Here is a 20,525-nt window from a genome sequence, read left to right as displayed (position 1 = left end):
ACCATGTCCCCGCACACCTGTCAGCTATGTCTCCGGTCTATACACCGCCGCAAAGAAAAGTAGGCAAAAGAAAGCGGCTAGAAGCCCCTGCTAAGTGGGCACCGTGGTCTGCCTGGGGTAGTGGTGCGACTGGAATCCGTGTTCTCGCACATTCGGCGTTAGTGACAAAGGAGTCATCAGCTCCCACTCCGCACTACGTGCGTCGCGGACGGGTCTGCATGGGAAACCGCCGGCTTCGGTTTTGGTTTGTGGGGGCCGTTGGCTCCGCCTCGGCGAGGCGCTCTGCACTCACCTTGGAACCCTAACTTCAAATGATGTATCCGTGCCCCGCCATCACGGTCGCGGCTGCGCGGTGCAAGGTCGAGCCACGATCCGGTGGCGAGGGGGGAGTCAAAACCTAGCGGATGGTTTTATGAACGGCTCTTCGGCGCGCGCAGCGCCGCCGGAAGTATGACGCCCTTGTCACAAGCTTATGCACGGGCACGAACACAGATTCCAGATGCACCACTACCGTGAGCGAGCTGCGGGACCCGCTTAGCAGGGGCTTCTAGCCGCTTTCTTTGCTTATCTTTCTTTGCGGCGGCAAAGAAAGTAAGTGCCGCCCCGCACAGGGGCAACGCTAATAGACCACTAACAAATCAAGGAAAGGCCAAAGCGCTAAGAACACGGACAAACAAGCGCCAAGCAAGCAAAAAAATCAGGTCGCCGCAGGCGCATTCGGCGCTCTCGAATTCCGCAAGTACATCATCGTCGACAGCACGACCGCCATCGCGGAAGCAACCGCCGCAAACAAAAACACCTGCGCATAACCAAACTCCCCAGCGATATACCCGGCCAACGGCCCCGTAATCCCCAGAGAAAGATCAAGAAACACAGAATAAGCCGACAAAGCCGCCCCCCGGCTAGCGGGCGGCACAAGCCCGACCGCCTCAACACCAAGAGCAGGAAACACCAAAGCAAACCCAAACCCGGTCAACGCCGCCCCCGCAAGGGCAATATGTGGCTCCGGCGCCAACCACAACATCAACAACCCGGCACATTCAAACGAAAACGAAGCAATCGCGACCCGGAACCCACCGTAAGCCTTGATCGTATTAGCGAACAACAACCGCGCACCGATAAACAGCGTGCCAAAAACAGTCAGCGACAAAGCCGCATTAGGCCAATGCCGCGCGGCATAAAACAGCGTGATGAACGTCGCAATCGACCCAAAGCCGGCCGAGCCCAGCGCCAACCCGATCCCATGCGGCAGCACCCGGGTGAACACGCTCCGGTACGACATCCGCTCACCATGCACGATCGGCACCGGCGCGATAGGCCGCGCCAGATAAAACCCGAGCGCCGCCAGCAAAATCACCAGAACGCCCAACGCGGCAAACCCGATCGTGTGCGCAATCGCGACGCCAAGCGGTGCGCCAATGGCGAGCGCGCCGTATGTCGCGATACCGTTCCACGAAATCACCCGCGCATTGTTGCTCGTGCCCACCCGGCCGATGCCCCACAAAATCGCACCGGTGCCGCACAGGCTTTCGCCGAAGCCGAGGACGAGACGGCTGCACACCAGCAGCCCCAGACTCACCACCGGCCAGCGCCCGCACAACACCGCCAGCAGCAACAGGATCCCGCTCGCGCCGCAACCCAGCAGGCCGATCGTGACCGTCCGCTTCGGCCCTAACGTGTCGGCCGAACGGCCGGCGAGCGGCCGCGATGCCAGCGTCGCCAGGTACTGAACACTGATCGCCGCGCCAGCCAGAATCGCGCTGTAACCCAGGTCATCGTGGACGTAGCCCGGCAGCACCGCGAGCGGAATGCCGATCGTCAGGTAGCAAAGAAACGTGAAAAAGACGACCGGAATGATCTGCATGGTCGTCGCAAATTCGCTGCGCGGTGTCGCTGAGTCGGTGGACATGGGGAAAACGAGACTTGAAAACGGCGGGAAGGCGTGATTTTCCCATGGAACCGATTCCCTTGCAGGGGTTGCTTAATAATTTCGGTGCCTAAATAACGGTGCCGGATCGATATAGTGATCCGTTTTCACCCTGCACGAGTGGTCTTTCGATACCAACTGGATGAATGGACTTTAGCTGTGGATGGCCAAAAAACTATAATTACGCAAAAAATGTGGCAAAACAGCCAATTCAACATAAGCCAACCGACCCCCAAACCCATCTCTATATCGTTTCGCGAATATGTCCCGCATGCGATCCCCGCTATGGGTTGTATTTATTGATGGTGATAGTTTTCGAACCATCATCGCAGCACGTCCCAACGGACACAGAACATTGAGAGTAACGAGACATGACTGAGCCGATTCGCTTCTACCACCGCAACGCGATCCGTGAGATCAAGGATGCGCCCGTCACCCGCACCGTCCTGCAGTATTTGCGCGAAGACGTGCATTGCACCGGCACCAAGGAAGGCTGCGCCGAAGGCGACTGCGGCGCGTGCACGGTCGTGATCGGCGAGCGTAACGAGGCGGGCGGCGTCGACTTCAAGGCGGTCAACGCCTGCATCCAGTTCGTGCCGACGCTGGACGGTAAAGCGCTCTTCACCGTCGAGGACCTGCGTCAGCCGGACGGCTCGCTGCATCCGGTGCAGGAAGCGATGGTCGAGTGCCACGGTTCGCAATGCGGCTTCTGCACGCCTGGTTTCGTGATGTCAATGTGGTCGCTGTACGAAAAGCACGGTCACGAACATAGCTGCGCAAATAAATCCGTGCCGTCGCGTGACGAGATCAGCAATGCGCTGACGGGCAATCTGTGCCGCTGCACCGGCTATCGTCCGATCGTCGATGCGGCCGTGCGCATGTTCGAAGCGCCCGCGCCGAAAGCACCGGTCAATATCGAAGCGCTGTCGAACGCACTCGCCACGCTCGAGCGCAAGGACACCTTTCATTACCAGCACGCCGGTCAGCAGTTCGACGCGCCGCGCACGGTCGCGGCGCTCGCGAAGATCAAGGAAGCCGAACCGGCCGCGCGTATTCTCGCCGGCAGCACGGACATCGGTCTGTGGGTCACCAAGATGATGCGCGAGCTCGGCAACATCGTGTATGTCGGACAGATCGCCGAATTGCAGAAGCTCGAAACCAACGACGACTGGATCGAGATCGGCGCGGGCGTGAGCGTCGAAAAGGCCTATACGGAAATCATCAAGCAGTACCCGGAACTGTTCGAAATGCAGCAGCGCTTCGCGTCGCTGCCGATTCGCAATGCCGGCACGCTCGGCGGCAATATCGCCAACGGCTCGCCGATCGGCGATTCGATGCCGGGCCTGATCGCGCTCGGCGCGCGCGTGATCGTGCGCGGCGGCGAGATCGAGCGCGAAATGCCGCTTGAGGATCTGTACCTCGCGTATCAGAAGAAGGATATGGCGGAGCATGAGTTCGTCGTCGGCCTCAAGGTGCCGACCCGTAACGGCGGGCGCAAGAATCTGCAGTTCCGCACCTACAAACTGTCGAAGCGTTTCGACTCGGACATCTCGGCCGTGTGCGCCGCGTTTTCCTTCATCGCCGACGGCAACGTGATCCGCGAGCCGCGCATTGCGTTCGGCGGCATGGCCGCCACTTCGAAGCGCGCGACGCACGCTGAAGCCGTGCTGCGCGACGCCGAATGGCACGAAGCTACCGCACAGGCCGCGATGCTCGCGCTCGGCAACGACTACGCGCCGCTTAGCGACATGCGCGCGACCAGCAACTACCGCCTCGAAGCAGCGAAGAACACCTTGTACCGCTTCTGGCTCGAAACGCGTCCGAACAATCCGCTGCCCAAGAGCGCGCTGGATGTTCGTGCAGTCGCCGCTGCCTGCGCCCCAGTCGGCGCTTAAGAAGCCAAAGGATACGGAGAACACCACAATGAATCAGCAAGCCGAACCGTTCCTGAAAGACCTCAAGGAGCTCGACGACTTTACCCAGGTCCACGTCTCGCGCCCGCACGAGTCCGCGCATCTGCACGTGAGTGGCCGCGCCACATACACCGACGACATCCCGACGCTCGCCGGCACGCTGCACGCCGCGCTCGGCCTGTCGCCGAAAGCGCACGCGAAGATCGTCTCGATGGCGCTCGACAAAGTGCGCGCCACGCCCGGCGTGGTCGCGATCTTCACCGCGGGCGATATCCCCGGCGTCAACGACGTGGGTCCGATCGTCCACGGCGACGATCCGATTCTGGCGGACGGTGTCGTGCAATACGTCGGCCAGCCGATGTTCATCGTGGTCGCGACCTCGCATGACATCGCGCGCCTCGCTGCGCGCCGCGCCGAAATCGTCTACGAAGAACTGCCGGCCATCCTCACCGCGCAACAGGCCCGCGCCGCGAACCAGCACGTCTTGCCGCCGATGAAACTCGCGCGCGGCGAAGCCGATACGAAGATCGCCCGCGCGGCGCGTCGCGAAGCCGGCGAAATGCTGCTCGGCGGCCAGGAGCAGTTCTATCTGGAAGGCCAGATTTCGTACGCGGTGCCGAAAGACGACGACGGCATGCACGTCTACTGTTCGACGCAGCACCCGACCGAAATGCAGCACATGGTCGCGCATGCGTTGGGCGTGGCGTCGCACAATGTGCTGATCGAATGTCGCCGGATGGGCGGCGGTTTCGGCGGCAAGGAATCGCAATCGGGTCTGTTCGCGTGCTGCGCGGCGCTCGCTGCATGGAAGCTGCTGTGCCCGGTCAAGCTGCGTCCGGACCGCGACGACGACATGATGGTCACGGGCAAGCGCCACGATTTCCATTACACGTACGAAGTGGGCTACGACGACAAGGGCGTGATCGACGGCGTGACGGTCGACATGACCTCGCGTTGCGGCTTCTCCGCCGACCTGTCCGGTCCGGTGATGACGCGTGCGCTGTGCCACTTCGACAACGCGTACTGGTTGTCCGACGTCACGATCGACGGCTTCTGCGGCAAGACCAACACGCAGTCGAACACCGCGTTCCGGGGCTTCGGCGGTCCGCAAGGCGCGTTCGCGATCGAGTACATCATGGACAACGTCGCGCGTTCGGTGGGCGAAGATTCGCTCGACGTGCGCCGCCGCAATCTGTACGGCAAGACCGAGCGCAACCAGACGCCGTATGGTCAGGTGGTCGAAGACAACGTGATTCACGAACTGATCGACGAACTCGAAGCGACCAGCGAATACCGCGCGCGCCGTGCAGCGATCAACGAGTTCAACGCGAACAACGAAGTGCTGAAGAAGGGCCTGGCGCTCACGCCGGTCAAGTTCGGCATCGCGTTCAACGTGACCCACTTTAACCAGGCCGGCGCGCTGGTGCACATCTACACCGATGGTTCGGTGCTGGTGAACCACGGCGGCACCGAAATGGGCCAGGGTTTGAACACCAAGGTCGCCCAGGTCGTGGCGCATGAATTGGGCATCGGCTTTAACCGCATCCGCGTCACGGCGACCGATACGAGCAAGATTGCCAATACGTCGGCGACCGCTGCATCGACCGGTTCGGACCTGAACGGCAAGGCTGCGCAAGACGCCGCTCGTCAGTTGCGCGAGCGTCTGTCGGCCTTCGCCGCCGAGCGTTTCGGCGCAGGACAGGTGGCCGCCTCGGAAGTGCGTTTCGTGCACGACCGCGTAGTAGTCGGCGAGATGATCGTGCCGTTCGAAGAAGTGATCGCGAAGGCCTACGTCGCACGTGTCCAGCTCTGGTCGGACGGCTTCTACGCCACGCCGAAGCTCTACTGGGATCAATCGAAGCTGCAAGGCCGCCCGTTCTACTACTACTCGTACGGCGCAGCCGTGTCGGAAGTGGTGATCGACACGCTGACCGGCGAAATGCGCGTTCTGCGCGCGGACGCTTTGCATGACGTGGGCGCATCGCTGAACCCGGCGCTCGACGTCGGTCAGGTGGAAGGCGCGTTCATCCAGGGCATGGGTTGGCTCACGACCGAAGAACTGTGGTGGAACGCGGGCGGCAAGCTGATGACGCACGCGCCGTCGACCTACAAGATTCCGACCGTCAACGATACGCCGCCCGATTTCCGTGTGCGTCTGTTCAAGAACCGCAATGCGGAGGACAGCATCCACCGTTCGAAGGCGACCGGCGAGCCGCCGCTGCTGCTGCCGTTCTCGGTGTTCTTTGCCGTGCGCGATGCGGTGTCGGCCGTGGGTGACCACAAGGTCAATCCGCCGCTGAATGCGCCCGCGACCAGCGAGGAAATCTTGAAGGCAGTCGGCGCAGTGCGGGCGGCAACCGCGGCGGCGCGGCAGTAAAGCGCAACTGGCTAGCTAAGGACAATCGTGCAAATATCGAAACTCACTGGAATGATCGCCATGAACGACTTCTCTTCCGTTCAGATCGGCCGGCGCAGCGCCGTGCAAGCGCCGCGTCCGGCGCCGATGCACATCGTGCTGTTCGGCGCGGGGCACGTCGGCCATGCGCTCGTCACGCTGCTGGGCAGCTTGCCGTGCGTCGTCCAGTGGGTCGATGAGCGCGACGAACTGTTCCCCGACGAAACCCCGGCCAACGTGCAGATCGAAGCGACCGACACGCCCGAAGCGATCGTCGACACTGCGCCGCCCGGCGCGTATTTCCTCGTGATGACGCATAACCACGCGCTCGACTTTTCGCTCGCCGCGCGCATCATGCGGCGGCGCGATTTCACCTACTTCGGCATGATCGGATCGAAGACAAAGCGTGTGAAATTCGAGCGTCGTTTGCTGGATCGAGGCGTGGATCTGGATCGGCTGGTGGAGATGACGTGCCCGATCGGCGTGACCGGCATTGTGGATAAAGCGCCTTCGGCGATCGCGGTCGCGGTGTGTGCCGAGTTGCTGCAGATCCGTTCACGTCAAGCCTCGGCTCAGGCGGCAATGCAGAAGCTTTGCGCGAGCGTCTAGGCGGAGAGAGCCTTCAAACGCAACATCGAGCCGTCAAGCACCACACCACAACGTCAGCCCTCCGCGGCTGACGTTTCTTTTTTCACCGGCCGTTTCGCGCGCCGCACCTTCTGCGCGATCAATTCATCCGACACTTGCGACATCAGCGTACGCAGCCAGCCGACATCGCTCGGCCGATCCGGCTGCGGATGCCACAGCTGATAGCACTTGATGCGCGGAAACGGAATCGGCACTTCGACCACCGCGAGCGGCAGGATGCTGGCATAGTGCATTGCGAAACGCCGCGTGGTCGTGAAGATCAGATCCGATTGCAGCAGCGTTTGCGGCACGAGGCCGAAGTAGGGCAGCGTGGTGACGATGCGCCGCTCGGCGCGTGCCCTCGCGAACCCGATGTCGACGGCGCCGCCGCTGGCGCCGCTATAAGGCGTTGGCGCGAGATGCGGTGCGGCGAGATACGCTTCGCGCGTCATCGGCGTGCGTGCGAGCGGATGATCGGCGCGCATCAGGCATACCACCGTATCGGAGAACAGGTCACTGCGCTCGAAACGCGGATCGGGCTTCGGCCAGTTGCCGATCACCAGATCGAGTTCACCGGCATCGAGCGCGGCCGAATGGTCGAGCATCGGGCTCAACGAATCGATCTCCAGACGCGCATGCGGCGCCGCTTCGCGAAACTGCGCGATCACGGTGGGCATGAAGAAGTCGTTCAGATAGTCCGGCGCCGCCACGCGGAAGGTCCGGCGCGAGCGGCCGGCATCGAAGTCGCCGTGCGGCGTCGCAACGAAATCGACTTCGCGCAGCACGCGTTGCGCCGAGGCCAGCAAGGATTCGCCGTATTCGGTCGGCACCATGCCCGACTTGCCGCGCACGAGGATCGGATCGTTCAGCGTCTCGCGCAGTTTGCGCAGCGCGGTGCTGATGGCGGGCTGGGTCTGATTCAGACGCAGCGCGGTTTGTGTGACGCTGCGCTCGACGATCAGCGTGCGCAGCACGCGCACGAGCCAGATATCGAGGGAAGCGGCGGAATCGTCCATGGTTTAGGCGAGGCGATGCAAGCAGGTCGGGTCCGGATGAAGCGTCGTACGGAGCCGCCCGCGAGCCAGATCGCGAGAGCGGGGCGCAAAGGTTATAACCTTAGGCCCGTTTGCGGTGTGGCGGCATAGCAGGCGCGGTATGGCCGGCATCAGGACGGCCTTTTTGACACCATCACGTCCGAAAAGGCCTGTGCAAGCACAGGCACGGCGCGCCTGTTTGCACGAATATTACGTCTTGCTTTCGCTTTAATCGTCGGCAAGGCCGGAAGGCAGCGAACTGATCCGCTTCACTTCCTTCGAGTCGAGCCAGTTCGGCGTGCGTGCGCAATACAGCACCATGGGCAACGCGTCTTCGCCCCAGAACAATTGATCGTTCAGACGGAAGGTCGGCACGCCGTAGACGCCCAGACCGATTGCATCCGTAGTGTTGCGCTGCAACTGCGCCTTCACTTCTTCGTCCTTGATCAGTTCCGGGCCGTCCGGCATGCCGACACGCTCGCACAGTTCAGCGAATGCGCCGTTGCTCGACGGATCGCGGCCTTCCCGCCAGATAAAACGGAAGATCTCGCGTACGAAGCTGATGTCGCCCTTCGCCGCGGTGGCGAGCAGGAGCGGCTTCATCGAGTCGAACGGATGGGCCGGCGGCATCTTGAACGGAATGCCGAGCTGGTCCGCGCGAAACAGCGCGTGGCGGTACAGGAAGGTGCGTTTGGCGGGCACGCTATAAGCGGGCCGCTGGCCCCAGTGGCGATACAGCTCGTTCAGCACGACCGGCGTGAACGCGAAGTCGAAACCCGGCCACTTGTCGTGTTGCTCGAGCAACAGGTAGGTGAACGGCGAGACAAAATCGTAAAACCACTGCGGTTGCCTGGCGTCGATGCCTACGGTCATAAGTGTCTCCCGGATTGCCCTTTCCGAACGGTGTCGTCTGCTGGACCGTCGGAATTGTAATGATCTTACGCGGTGCAGCCGCCGCTTGCACCCGTCAATATGGATTTGGACCGGGGATGGCCGACACGGCGACCGCCAAACTCGACCCCGTGAGTCGGTACGGGTCTCTAGGCGTGGCGGCCGGCCGAAGGCTCGTCGGCCTCGTCGGCTCCCCGCGCTTCAGGTGATTCCGTTGCGGCATCGGCTTCTGATGCGTGCGCCGAAGCAGGTGGCTGCGGCTCGTCGTCCGAGTCTTCCGCCGCGTCGCGCTGAGCCTCGCGGCTATGCGTGAGCCGCTCGCGCACGAAGCCGATATGCTCGCGCAGCACGTAGAACTGATCCGCATAGGCGAGCGGCATTTTTAGCCCGTTCACCGATTCTTCGATCGCATCGAGCCGCTCGATCAGCGTGGCGCGTTCTTCGGCCGAGTACTCGCTGAGCGCACTGCGTTCGATCGCGATCAGCGCGCCATACCAGCGGTAAATGCGCGATTTCACCCGCCACGTGTACAGGGAGGGCACGACGCGCAGCGCCGGAATCAGCAGCACGATCAGCGGCACTACGACCACCAGCAACCGGTCCGCGAGACTTGCCAGCCAGAACGGCAAGATCCGGTAGAGGAAGCTCTTGCCTGACTTGTAGTAGCGGGCGGCGTCGTCGCTGATCGGGAAATCGTGGGCGAGCGGCGCGGGGAATTCGCCGGCGCGCTGCATGATGTTTGCCTTGCCGTGGACCTCGCGGGCCGCTTCGATCAGCAGATCGGAGAGCGCGGGATGCAGCGAATCGCGCGCCACCAGTTCGGCGGTCGGCGCCACCATATGAATCGGCGTGGACGGCAGATTCTTGCCGAGGTCGAACGCGCCCATCGGCATCTGGAGCTGCGTCAGATACGGAAAACGGCGGGTGTAGGCATCGGCCTGGGTGAAGTCGTAGAACTGCACGTTTGGCGTGCGATAGAGCTTGCCCATCACTGCCGGTTGCGCCGAATCGCCGGCCAGAAACGCCGCGTCGATTTTGCCGGCGACGAGTGCCTGGGCGGCGTCGTCGCCCGAGAGCGGCAGCAGTTTGGTCGGACCGCCCGGCACGATGCCGTTGGCCTTGAGGAGGGCGAGCGCCAGTTCGCGCGTGCCGCTGCCTTCGGCGCCGACCGCGAGGCGCAAGCCTTTGAATTCGGAGAGCCGCGAGATCGTCGGGCCGTGATAGAAGATCGCCAGCGGCACATAGGCCACGCTGCCGAGCGACATCAAGCCCTCGTTCGCTGCGCCGGGCGCGACCCCGTCCTGCACGAAGCCGACGTCGACGTTCGACTTCGGGTCGGAGAGCCGTTTGAGATTCTGCAGCGAGCCTTCCGAGGGCAAGACGTTCAGGGTGATACGGTTGCGCGCCAGGATCTCCTTGTATTTCTGGGCCGCATTCCAGAAGGTGCTGCCTTCGGGGCCGGCGCTGATCGTCAGCGTGCTGGGCGGCGCGGGCTGGATCAGGCGCACGGCGACCCAGATCGCCGCGATGGCAATCAGCACGAGCGGTCCGAACGAGACCGCCAGATCGCGCCAGGAGATCGCCACAAAACGGGCGACGAGACGGGGAGGGCGTTTGCGGCCGGTGGCTGGCTTCATCGGGTGACGTGACGGCTACGGTCGAAAGTGAACAGGATGGCGGCGTTCCGCGGCGCGCGAACCGGGCGAAGCATTCGCGCCATGCCGGCCTGGCTGCCGTGCGGGACATACAAAAAACCGCACAAGCCGCGCGGCAGCGCGACGCGCCGATGGTACCTGAGATTAGCGCGGCGGCGCAGCGTCCAGCCGGCGCGGGCGCCGTCAAACCCGTAACAATTCGTGAACGGCGCATGACCGGCATATGAACGTCCCATGAACGACACATTGACCGGCCGGCCAGGCACGCCCGAACCAGAATATGAACAACGCATGAACGAAACACGCCCGATGCCCCCTGTGACAACCGGAACGCACCGCAACGTATGACTAAACCCTTTGCGCTTCTGGCGCGGCTAGATTAAATTGTGGTTCGCTGCCGCGAACAGATGTTTGCACAGCGTGACCCGGCACGACAGACAAGAACCGGGCGCGCTGGCGGACCTCGCGGCTTGCCGGCTCCCGTAGCGCATCGCATGCGACTAACGGTGGCCGGCCTCTCTCGCCTCTCGCACACCGTGTCGCAGCCATAGTCGGCCGTCGCTGAGCCGCGCGTTGACGCGTCTTAAGCATGGCCGCCGGTAGTCGTAACGAAGCCGCTTGTACATGCGGTCCAATGTGTAGCTAAGGAGAATAGAAACTATGAAATCGGTCGGTTTTCTGAAAACGCTGGGCTCGGTTGTGGCAATGGTGGTGGCGTGCAATGTGTACGCTCAGGCAAGCGATGCAACGGCTACGGGCACGACCGCAGCGCCGGCTGCAAGTGCCAAGGCCGGCAAGAAGGCCAATAGCCAGTTGGGTCGCAAGGTGCGCAGCGCGCTCGCCAAGGCGCAAGGCATCGACGTCTCGAACATCGCCGTGCGTGCTCGTGGCGGTGCAGTGACGCTGACGGGTTCGGTGCCTGACCAAGGCCAGATCGACGCTGCCGGTGAAGCGGCCAAGGGCGTTGCCGGTGTGACGTCGGTGTCGAACAAGCTGACCGTTGTGCAGCAGTAAGACGCTTGCAATGAGCAGGCCGCGCTAAGCGGCCTGCATAAGCGAGAGCTCCGGCGAATACCCGGAGCTTTTTTTTCGCTTTATTTTTCCTGGCGGTGATTTTTGAAGCGGTGATGATGAATCGGCCAGTACCGGACTGAACGTCGGCGCCGCAACAGCCCGTTTGTGCGCTGTGACACACTATCGACGCGGCGCGAAGCGTACTGTGATGCAAGTGGAACCGGAGTCAACGCCATGGAAACCACGCAATTGCGTTATACCGATCTGCCGATCAGCGATCGGGCGGCTTTCGAACTGGTATGCGCGCGGCATGGTTTTGCGCCGGCGCATTTCGACATCAGCGCCTGCCCGGACCCGGGCGATGCCGCACACGAGCGCCTTGTCACGGTTCGGCGCGGCGGCTGGGCGCAGTCATATCACGACCATCACGGCCAATGGGTCAGGCAGTTCGAGACCGATCTGACCTGCCGGTTTTTCAAATAGCGCGGCTGCTTTACGACAGCACGAGGCGCACGCCGACCAGCGTGAGCGTGGCGGCGAGCACGTTGCGCAGTAGCGCGTCCGGTGCACGCGACGACAGATAACTGCCGATCGCGATGCCCGGCAACGATCCCACCAGCAGCGACAGCAGCATCGACCAGTCGACCGAACCCAGCAGCCAATGACCGGCGCCCGCCAGCAGCGTGAGCGGCACCGCGTGCGCGATATCGGAGCCGACGATGCGTGTGGTCGGCAGCAACGGATACAGCAGCAGCAACACCGTCACGCCGATCGCGCCCGCACCCACCGACGTCAGCGACACCAGCACACCCAGCACCGCGCCGGTCAGCATGGTGAGCGCGAGCGTACGGCCTTGCCTGGGCGCACGCTGACGGCGCGCGCCGAGCGCCGCGAGTTGCGGGCGGAAGATCAGCGCCACGGCCGTGACCAGCAGGGCGGCGCCGAGCACGATCTGGATCAGCCGGCTCGCGCCCGGTGTGTCCATCCCGTACCGATGCAGCAGGATCAAGGTGATGGTCGCCGCCGGTACGCTGCCCGCCGCGAGGCGCAGGGTGATCTGCCAATCGACGGTGCCTTTCAGGCCGTGCACCAGCGTGCCGGTCGCCTTGGTGGCGGCCGCGTACAGCAGATCGGTGCCGACCGCGGTAGCCGGATGCACGTTGAACAGCAGGACCAGGATCGGCGTCATCAGCGAGCCGCCGCCGACACCCGTCAGCCCGACCAGAAAGCCGACGAACAGGCCGGAGACGGAGTACAGCAGATCGATGTGGGGAAGAGCCATTGAGCAGACCGCTGACGGTCGGGTGGGTTGAACAGGTTAGACGGCAAGGCCGGCGCGCACTTGCCTTTGAGCGCGGGCGCATCCCGGCGACAGGCCCGCGACGGCGCGGCGAAAGCCGCTATTGTCGCAAAACTGCCGCGCTTGCGTACAAAGTGCTATGACACGCCCTGCTGCGCCCCCTGCATACGATCGATTAGCGCCAGCACTTCGGGCCGGCTCTCGCCCTTCGCATGCACGAAGTAATAAGTCAGCGGCGAGGCGACTTCGTGGCGGCTCACGCGCACGAGGCCACTCTTCTGCAGATACGCGTCGGCCAACGGCACGCGTGCCAGCGCCACGCCGAGTCCCGCTTCGGCGGCGGCCAGAACCAGTGTGTAGTCTTCGAAGCGCCGGTCCTGCGCGCGCGGCTTCAGCGGAATACCTAGCGCGCCGAACCATGCGCGCCAGCCGGTCACATCCGAGTCGTGCAGCAGCGGCACATCGAGCAGCGCGGCGTCGCCATGTTTGTGCCGCTGCTTCGCGAGGCGTGCGGCGAGTTCGGGATGCGCGACCGGATAAAGCGTCTCCGGCAGGAAAGGCTTGACCTCGAGCTGACGCCAACTGCCGCGCCCGTAGCGAATCGCCAGATCTGCTTCGCCGCCGGCAATGTCGGCGTTGCGATGGTCGATATCGAGCTGGATGCGTAGCGCCGGGGCAGCGCTCTCGAATGCCGCCTGGCGCTCGAAGAACCACAGTTTGGCGAACGCGGGCACTACGCTCAGCTTGACCAGTTGCGGGCTGCGCGGCGAGCGCCACTGATCCGCCGCGCTGTCGATGATGCCAAACGCCTGCTCGATACGCCCCACGAAGCGCTGCCCGTCCGGCGTCAGCCGCACGCCGCGCGCATGGCGTTCGAACAAGGTCATGCCGAGCCAGTTTTCCACCGCGGCCACCCGCCGGCTGATTGCGCCGTGCGTCAATCCGGCGACCTCGGCAGCGGCGAGGAACGAGCCTTCGCGGGCGACGGCGCAAACGGTTTCGAGGCTCGCAAGCGGCGGCCGCGCCGATGAGGTCGGTGAGGAGGTGTGAGCCATATTCACATCACGATGTGTATTTGTGCGCTAGCTTAGCAGCTCACGGCGCGGCACCATCTGCGCATGAACACACTCACTTCGTCCCCATCGCCCCGTTCCGCGCGGCAGCCGCTGCTGGCCGCAGGCGCGGTCGCCTGCACTATCGTGTCCTGGGCGTCCGCCTTTCCATTCATTCGTATCGGCTTGCAGGGTCTGGCGCCGTTGCCCTTGGCGGCGGCGCGCTTCGCCACTGCGGCGCTGCTGGTGATCGCATGGCTTGCCTATCGGCGTCCACCCTTGCCGACATGGCGCGACGGTCTGCGTTTTGTGCTGTGCGGTTTTCTCGGCATCGCGCTTTACAACGCGCTGCTCAACACCGGCGAGAAAACGGTGGCGGCAGGGGCGGCGAGTTTCATCGTCAATACGCTGCCGATTTTCACGGCGCTGCTGGCAGCCGTGTTTCTCGGCGAGCGATTCAATCGGTGGGGATGGCTCGGTTCGTTAGTCAGTCTCGCCGGCATCGCGGTGATTGCGCGAGGGCAGCCCGGCGGCCTGACGCTCGGCGCGGGCAGCACGCTGATTCTCGGCGCGGCGCTGTGTTCGGCGAGCTACTTCGTGCTGCAACGGCGCCTGATTCCGGTCTACGGGGCATTGACGTGCACCGCCTACACGTTGCTGGCAGGAGCGGTGTTGCTGGCGCCGTGGCTGCCGGGCGCGTTGAGTTCGCTGGGCAGTGCGCCGCACGGCACGGTGCAGGCGGTGCTGGTGCTCGGCGTATTTCCAGCGGCGCTGGGTTATGCAACGTGGACATTCGCGCTGGGCTACTTCGGCGCGGCGCGCGCGGCCAATTTCCTGTATCTGACGCCCGCGGTGGCGACGGCATTGTCCGCCGTGCTGACCGGCGAGCGTCCAGGTCTTGCGACGCTCTGCGGCGGATTGATGGCGATTGCCGGTGTGGTGTTCGTGGCGCTGCGGGGCCGCTCGTGAGTCAGAAGGCGCATCGTTCGTTGAGCGCCGTTGCGCAGCCCCGCTAACCTTACTCAGAGCGCGCGGCGAATCTCGACGATACCGAACGCCGCCAGCGTGATCCCGACGATCCGGTCGATCGCGACGCGCAGCTTGCTGCCGATCGCATGACGCGCGAGCGACACCACGGTCACGAGAAAACACCACCACGCGATCGAACCGCAAAATACGCCGCCTACGGTGGTCAACGCGATGCTCGATGAAAACGCGCCACGCGGAGCGAGCGTCGTGAACAGCGCGGCAAACATAATGACGGTTTGCGGATTGGTCAGCGTGAGCAGCAATGAACTTGCATACGCGCGCAGTGCGCCGGCGCGGCCTACCTGGGCGAGCTTGCCGTTGCCGTCGCTGTTGCCGTTTGCCGCGTCGGCGGGCGCTTTTTGCAGCAGCGTACGCACGCCGAGATAAAGCAGAAACAGACCGGCGACCAGATGCAAGGGCCGGTCGTAGGCGAGCATGAACTGCGAAATGCCGACCAGGCCGAGCGCCGCGATCAGGCCATAGACTGCATCGCCGGTCGCAATGCCGAAGCCGATTGCGAGCCCCGCGCGCGGACCACCCGTCAGCGTGCGGCGGATGCACAACATGCCCATCGGGCCGACCGGTGCGGCAATCGCGAGGCCGACGCCCGCGGAGGTGACGAAGAGACTGGCGGTGGACATGGGATAGCCTTTGTCAGTTGTTCTGATTGCGCAGTTTGCCACACGATTAACGGCCACAACCCGGGGCGCGCTCGACGATCGCCAACCAGCGTGCAGGCCGTGGATACCCTGGGATGGACTTGGCCGCCGCCTTCCTCGGGCATAATTTTCCCACTTCAAACATCCAGGGCGCGCCCGTTCATGTGGCAAATCGATCAGGTGACGTTGCGCTTGTTCATCGCCGTCTGCGAGGAAGGCACGATCGCGCGGGCGGCCGAACGCGAGTTCATCGCGCCGTCCGCGGTCAGCAAGCGGCTCGCCGATCTCGAAGCGCTGGTCGACGTCGCGCTGCTCTCGCGCAGTCAGCGCGGCGTGCGCGCGACTGCCGCCGGTGAGGCGCTGCTCAGGCACGCACGGCTCATCATGCGCGGCCACGAACGCTTGCAGGCCGAACTCAGCGAATATGCGGCCGGCGCGCGCGGTCATGTTCGGGTGCTGGCGAATGTCTCGTCGATGGTCGAGTTTCTGCCCGAGGCGCTGTCCGTGTTTCTGAAGGCCAATCCGCAGGTTCGTGTCGATGTCGAAGAGCGCGTCAGCGCCGAGATCGTGCGCGGCCTGGAAGAGGGCGTGGCCGATCTCGGCATCTGCCGCGATGTGCTGCCGATGGGCAGTCTCGATGTGCTGCCGTATCGCTCCGATCATCTCGCGCTGATCGTGCCGCGTGATCATCCGCTGGCCGGTGAATCCGCGGTTGGCTTCGAGCAGACCCTGGCGTTCGATCATCTCGGGCTCGCATCGAACGCATCGGTGAATGCGCTGATGCAACGCATCGCCGTGGAAAAAGGCGGCGAGCTCAACTATCGAACCTATGTGTCGACCTTCGACGCCGCCTATCGTTTTATCCAGGCAGGTCTTGCCGTCGCGATCCTGCCGAGCGAGGCGCTGCCCAAACATGCGGCTGACGAATACGGCATCGTCGCCGTGCCTTTGCGCGAAGCTTGGGCGGAGCGGCGGTTTGTGATCTGCATGCGCGACCGCAAGGCGCTGACGCTGACGGCGGCGCATTTACTCGACCATCTGCTGCATCCTCTGAAAAGCCCTTAAGGGTTTCCCCTTTGCGACGGCGCACGCCCGCCCCGCATGCCACTGCAGCCATCGCGAGCGGCGATGGAGTGCGTCGTCAACGCAGACTTTGCCGCACGGCCGCGCGCGGGCACGCTGTCACTCAGCGGCTTCATTTCCCACATTCCATGCAAGATTCAAGACCGGGATTCAAGACCATGAGTGACACCCAGGAGCGCGTCGTCGTGACCGAAGTCGGCATGCGCGACGGCCTGCAAAGCATTGCACGCACAATGCCCACCCAGTTCAAGCGGCGCTGGATCGACGCCGCCTATGCCGCCGGCGTGCGGCATATGGAAGTCGCGTCGTTTGTGCCGGCGAAGCTATTGCCGCAAATGGCCGACGCCGACGAAGTGATCGCCCACGCGCTCACCTACGACGATCTGATCGTGACGGCATTGGTGCCGAACCTGAAGGGCGCGCAACGTGCGCTCGATTCGGGCGTGCATCGGATCGTCGCGCCGATTTCGGTGAGTACGGCGCATAGCCTTGCCAATGTCCGCAAGACGCCTGTCGAGATGATCGAGTCATTTGCCGCGATGCGCGAGCTGATCGATAGCGCGGCCAGTGCGAACGCGCGACGCGTCGAACTGATCGCGGGATTGTCGACGGTGTTCGGCTGTACGTTGCAAGGCGCGGTGCCTTACGCCGATATCGCCGCGATTGCGCGCGCTGCGGTGCAGGCGGGCGCCGACGTTATCGCGCTCGGCGACACCACCGGCGAAGCGACGCCGCGCCAGGTCGGCGAAATCATCGAGCTGGTGCGAGAGGTCGCGGGCAGCAAGCTGCGCTCGCTGCATTTCCACGACACGCGCGGCCTTGGCCTCGCGAATACGCTGATTGCGCTGCAGCACGGTATCCGCGAATTCGACGCGTCGCTGGCAGGCCTTGGCGGCTGTCCGCATGCGCCCGGCGCGACCGGCAACGTGAACACAGAGGACCTCGTGTTCATGCTCGACAGCATGGGTTACGACACCGGCATCGACCTCACCCGACTTATCGCGTCGCGCGACATTCTCGCCGACGCGCTCCCCGGCGAACCGCTGTACGGCTATCTGGCGCGCGCCGGTTTGCCGAAGCAGTTCAGTGCAGCTGCTCAACGTTTTGAATCTTCCGGATCACGGGTGCTGCAATGACTTCAATTTCTTCTACGTCTGCTTCTTCTGCACCTACGTCTTCAGCAGGGCAACAGGGCGCGTTGCCGCTTGCAGGCATCCGCGTGATCGAGTTGTCGCACATGGTGATGGGGCCAACCTGCGGAATGATTCTTGGCGACCTCGGCGCCGAAGTCATCAAGGTCGAGCCGCCGCGCGGCGACGGTACGCGCCGTTTGCTCGGTACCGGCGCGGGATTTTTCCGTACTTTCAATCGCAACAAGAAGAGTGTCGCGCTCGATCTCGATAGCGAAGCGGGGCTGGCCGCGCTGCACAAGCTGGTCGATACCGCGGATGTATTCGTCGAGAACTTCAAGCCGGGCCGCATGGCGAGCCTGGCTCTCGATTACGCGTCGCTACGTGAGCGCAATCCCAGGCTGATCTACGTCTCGCACAAAGGCTTCCTTAACGGGCCATACGAGCACCGTCTCGCTCTCGACGAAGTCGTGCAGATGATGGCCGGCCTTGCCTACATGACGGGACCGGTAGGCCGTCCGTTGCGTGCGGGCAGTTCGGTCAACGACATCATGGGTGGCATGTTCGGCGCAATCGGCGTGCTTGCCGCGCTGCACGAACGGCATACGAGCGGACGCGGCAAGGAAGTGCAGAGCGCGTTGTTCGAAAACTGCGTGCTGCTTTCCGCGCAACACATGCAGCAGTTCGCGGCGACCGGTGTGCCCGCTGCGCCGATGCCCGAACGCATCAGCGCCTGGGCCGTCTACGACGTGTTCCGGCTTGCCAACGACGAGCAGATGTTTATCGCCGCGACCGGCGACGGCCAGTGGCGCGCGCTGTGCGCGATTCTCGGTCGCGCCGACCTGCTGGCTGATCCGCGCCTCGCGACCAACAACGACCGCGTGCTGGCGCGCGAGTGGTTGCTGCAGACGCTCAGTGAAACTTTGAGTCGCTTCGAAGGCGCGGCCCTCGTGCCGCTGTTCGAGCGTGACCATATTCCCTTCGCGTCGATCACGAAACCCGAGGACCTGTTCGACGATCCGCATCTGAACGAGAGCGGCGGCCTCGCGCGATTGACACTCGATGACGGAAGCGAAACCGCGATGCCATTGCTGCCGATTTCGATGGATGGCGCGCGTCTGCAACCGCGCTCGCCGATCGCCAAGATCGGTGAGCACACCGCCGACGTGCTGCGCGGTTTGGGCTACGACGAAGCACAGATCACGGCGTTGGGTGGCGGCGTAGCGCAGACGCCGCGAGAAGCTGCGTGAGGGTAGCGCTGCGCACGATGTGTCAAACGTAGTCAATCAATCTCATCCGGCGTCAGACCGGAAATCATGGAGACGGACGATGAAATCGTCGAATCATGCGGTGTATGCGACAGCGGTCGGCGATGCCGGCGCGCTGGGTGGTTTGCCCTCAGGCGCCGGTGCGTCGGCCAGCGGCCGTGCTGAAGAGATCGCGCTGAATGGCGCGCGCATTTCGGCGCGACTCGACCGTTTGCCCGCGACGCGTTCGATCTGGCAACTGGTGATGCTGCTGAGCCTTGGACTCTTCTTCGAACTCTACGACCTGATGTTCTCCGGCTATATCGCGCCGGGCCTCGTGCGCAGCGGCATTCTCACTGCGACGACGCACGGTCTGTTCGGTACCAGCGGTGTGGCGAGCTTCATCGCGGCGTTATTCGCGGGCCTGTTCATCGGCACGGCCGCATGCGGTTTTCTCGCTGACCGCTTCGGGCGGCGCGCGATCTTCACATGGTCGCTGCTGTGGTACACCGCGGCCAACATCATCATGGCGTTCCAGGACACGGCGCTCGGACTCAACCTCTGGCGCTTCATCGCAGGGATTGGCATCGGCGTGGAGATCGTGACGATCGGTACGTACATTTCCGAGCTCGTGCCGAAACATGTGCGGGGCCGTGCGTCAGCCTTTTCGCAGGCAGTCGGTTTTTGCGCGGTGCCGATCGTCGCGTTTCTATCGTATTTGCTGGTGCCGCACCGCTACTTCGGCCTCGACGGCTGGCGTCTGGTCGTGCTGACCGGCGTAGTGGGTGCGATCGTGGTGTGGTGGATCCGTCTGCGTTTGCCGGAGAGCCCACGGTGGCTCGCGCAGAAGGGCCGCATCGATGAAGCCGACGCCGTGATGAAGCGACTCGAAGCGCGCGTGGAACGAGAATATGGACGGCCTTTGCCGGAGCCGGCGTTGCCAGAACCGGTTCGCGCGCGTGCGACGTTTCGCGATCTGCTGGTGCCGCCGTATCGCAAGCGCACGCTGATGTTGATCATTTTCCACGTGTTCCAGACGATGGGTTATTACGGCTTCGCGAACTGGATTCCGACGTTGCTGATCAAGCAGGGCATTACCGTCACGACGAGTTTGATGTACGCGAGCATCATCGCGATTGCGGCGCCGCTTGGACCGTTGCTGGGGATGCTGATTGCCGACCGCTTCGAGCGTAAGACGGTGATTATCTGCATGGCGGCGGTGAACGTGGTGTGTGGGTTGCTGTTCAGCCAGGCGCGGGAGACGGTATTGCTCGTGAGTTTGGGCGTGTGCCTGGTGCTGGCTGGCAACATTATTTCTTATAGCTATCACGCATATCAGGCCGAGCTGTTTCCGACCAGTATTCGCGCGAGGGCGGTGGGGTTTGTTTATTCGTGGAGCCGGATTTCGGCGATGTTTTCCGCGTTTGTGATTGCGGGATGCCTGAACCGTTTTGGCGTGAATGGGGTGTTTGTGTTTATTTCGGGGGCGATGATGATCGTCATGTTGGCGATCGGGACGCTTGGGCCGAAGACGCGGGATGTCGCGTTGGAGGATATTTCGAGGTAAAG

The 20,525-nt window shown here is 63.4% G+C and carries 17 protein-coding genes; 10 read left to right on the top strand and 7 right to left on the bottom strand.

Features of this window, described 5'->3' with window-relative positions; genetic code table 11:
- Positions 1–697 precede the first annotated feature (697 nt).
- Entirely contained in the window at positions 698–1,909 is a 1,212-nt protein-coding gene (locus BM438_RS20110; protein WP_093636608.1) for an MFS transporter, read from the bottom strand.
- A gap of 389 nt (positions 1,910–2,298) precedes the next feature.
- On the opposite strand from BM438_RS20110, the gene xdhA reads away from it, so the two are divergent.
- From xdhA to xdhC, 3 genes are read left to right on the top strand one after another with little or no spacing between them, the layout of a single operon-like run.
- Positions 2,299–3,822, top strand: a complete 1,524-nt coding sequence (gene xdhA, locus BM438_RS20105) for a xanthine dehydrogenase small subunit (protein WP_093636606.1) — start codon at positions 2,299–2,301, stop codon at positions 3,820–3,822.
- Positions 3,823–3,850: 28 nt separating this feature from the next.
- Positions 3,851–6,217 (top strand): xanthine dehydrogenase molybdopterin binding subunit, encoded by a 2,367-nt coding sequence (gene xdhB, locus BM438_RS20100; RefSeq protein ID WP_093636627.1) that lies wholly within the window; start codon positions 3,851–3,853, stop codon positions 6,215–6,217.
- Positions 6,218–6,277: 60 nt separating this feature from the next.
- Complete coding sequence (gene xdhC, locus BM438_RS20095) at positions 6,278–6,844, top strand: xanthine dehydrogenase accessory protein XdhC (RefSeq protein ID WP_244179403.1); 567 nt, start codon at positions 6,278–6,280, stop codon at positions 6,842–6,844.
- 53 nt (positions 6,845–6,897) lie between these two features.
- Here xdhC and BM438_RS20090 read toward each other — a convergent pair whose 3' ends face one another.
- The 3 genes from BM438_RS20090 to BM438_RS20080 form a co-directional block, all read right to left on the bottom strand.
- The gene (locus BM438_RS20090) at positions 6,898–7,878 is read right to left on the bottom strand and encodes a LysR substrate-binding domain-containing protein (RefSeq protein WP_093636602.1); all 981 of its coding nucleotides are present in this window, start codon (positions 7,876–7,878) and stop codon (positions 6,898–6,900) included.
- 246 nt (positions 7,879–8,124) lie between these two features.
- Positions 8,125–8,769, bottom strand: coding sequence for a 2-hydroxychromene-2-carboxylate isomerase (locus tag BM438_RS20085; RefSeq protein ID WP_093636600.1), 645 nt, complete (start codon positions 8,767–8,769; stop codon positions 8,125–8,127).
- A gap of 167 nt (positions 8,770–8,936) precedes the next feature.
- Positions 8,937–10,424, bottom strand: a complete 1,488-nt coding sequence (locus BM438_RS20080; protein ID WP_093636598.1) for a TAXI family TRAP transporter solute-binding subunit — start codon at positions 10,422–10,424, stop codon at positions 8,937–8,939.
- Positions 10,425–11,102: 678 nt separating this feature from the next.
- Here BM438_RS20080 and BM438_RS20070 point away from each other — a divergent pair.
- Complete coding sequence (locus BM438_RS20070; protein ID WP_054043266.1) at positions 11,103–11,456, top strand: BON domain-containing protein; 354 nt, start codon at positions 11,103–11,105, stop codon at positions 11,454–11,456.
- Positions 11,457–11,690: 234 nt separating this feature from the next.
- Positions 11,691–11,939 carry a hypothetical protein gene (locus BM438_RS20065; protein WP_093636592.1) on the top strand — a complete coding sequence of 83 codons (249 nt, stop codon included), beginning with the start codon at positions 11,691–11,693 and terminating at the stop codon, positions 11,937–11,939.
- Positions 11,940–11,949: 10 nt separating this feature from the next.
- On the opposite strand, the gene BM438_RS20060 is transcribed toward BM438_RS20065, so the two are convergent.
- Positions 11,950–12,738: a sulfite exporter TauE/SafE family protein gene (locus BM438_RS20060; RefSeq protein WP_093636589.1), complete on the bottom strand. Its 789-nt coding sequence runs from the start codon at positions 12,736–12,738 to the stop codon at positions 11,950–11,952.
- A 155-nt stretch (positions 12,739–12,893) separates the two neighbouring features.
- Entirely contained in the window at positions 12,894–13,811 is a 918-nt protein-coding gene (locus BM438_RS20055) for a LysR substrate-binding domain-containing protein (protein WP_093636586.1), read from the bottom strand.
- Positions 13,812–13,874: 63 nt separating this feature from the next.
- Between BM438_RS20055 and BM438_RS20050 the strand changes: the two genes are divergently transcribed.
- Positions 13,875–14,777, top strand: a complete 903-nt coding sequence (locus BM438_RS20050; RefSeq protein WP_093636584.1) for a DMT family transporter — start codon at positions 13,875–13,877, stop codon at positions 14,775–14,777.
- A 53-nt stretch (positions 14,778–14,830) separates the two neighbouring features.
- On the opposite strand, the gene BM438_RS20045 is transcribed toward BM438_RS20050, so the two are convergent.
- A complete protein-coding gene (locus BM438_RS20045; protein ID WP_093636581.1) occupies positions 14,831–15,478 on the bottom strand; it encodes a LysE family translocator in 648 nt (215 codons plus the stop codon).
- 180 nt (positions 15,479–15,658) lie between these two features.
- On the opposite strand from BM438_RS20045, the gene BM438_RS20040 reads away from it, so the two are divergent.
- From BM438_RS20040 to BM438_RS20025, 4 genes are all read left to right on the top strand, one after another.
- Positions 15,659–16,561, top strand: coding sequence for a LysR family transcriptional regulator (locus tag BM438_RS20040; protein ID WP_093636578.1), 903 nt, complete (start codon positions 15,659–15,661; stop codon positions 16,559–16,561).
- 176 nt (positions 16,562–16,737) lie between these two features.
- Positions 16,738–17,715, top strand: a complete 978-nt coding sequence (locus BM438_RS20035; protein ID WP_093636575.1) for a hydroxymethylglutaryl-CoA lyase — start codon at positions 16,738–16,740, stop codon at positions 17,713–17,715.
- On the top strand, positions 17,712–18,959 hold the full coding sequence (locus tag BM438_RS20030) for a CaiB/BaiF CoA transferase family protein (protein ID WP_093636571.1): 1,248 nt from the start codon (positions 17,712–17,714) through the stop codon (positions 18,957–18,959). The genes BM438_RS20035 and BM438_RS20030 overlap by 4 nt, the downstream gene beginning before the upstream one ends.
- Positions 18,960–19,038: 79 nt before the next feature.
- Complete coding sequence (locus tag BM438_RS20025) at positions 19,039–20,523, top strand: MFS transporter (protein WP_093636568.1); 1,485 nt, start codon at positions 19,039–19,041, stop codon at positions 20,521–20,523.
- The last annotated feature ends 2 nt before the right edge of the window (positions 20,524–20,525 follow it).

The sequence above is a fragment of the Paraburkholderia aspalathi genome (assembly GCF_900116445.1).
Classification (GTDB): Bacteria; Pseudomonadota; Gammaproteobacteria; order Burkholderiales; family Burkholderiaceae; genus Paraburkholderia; species Paraburkholderia aspalathi.
Note: the sequence above shows the minus strand (reverse complement) of the source record. Positions and strands in the feature narration are given on the sequence as shown.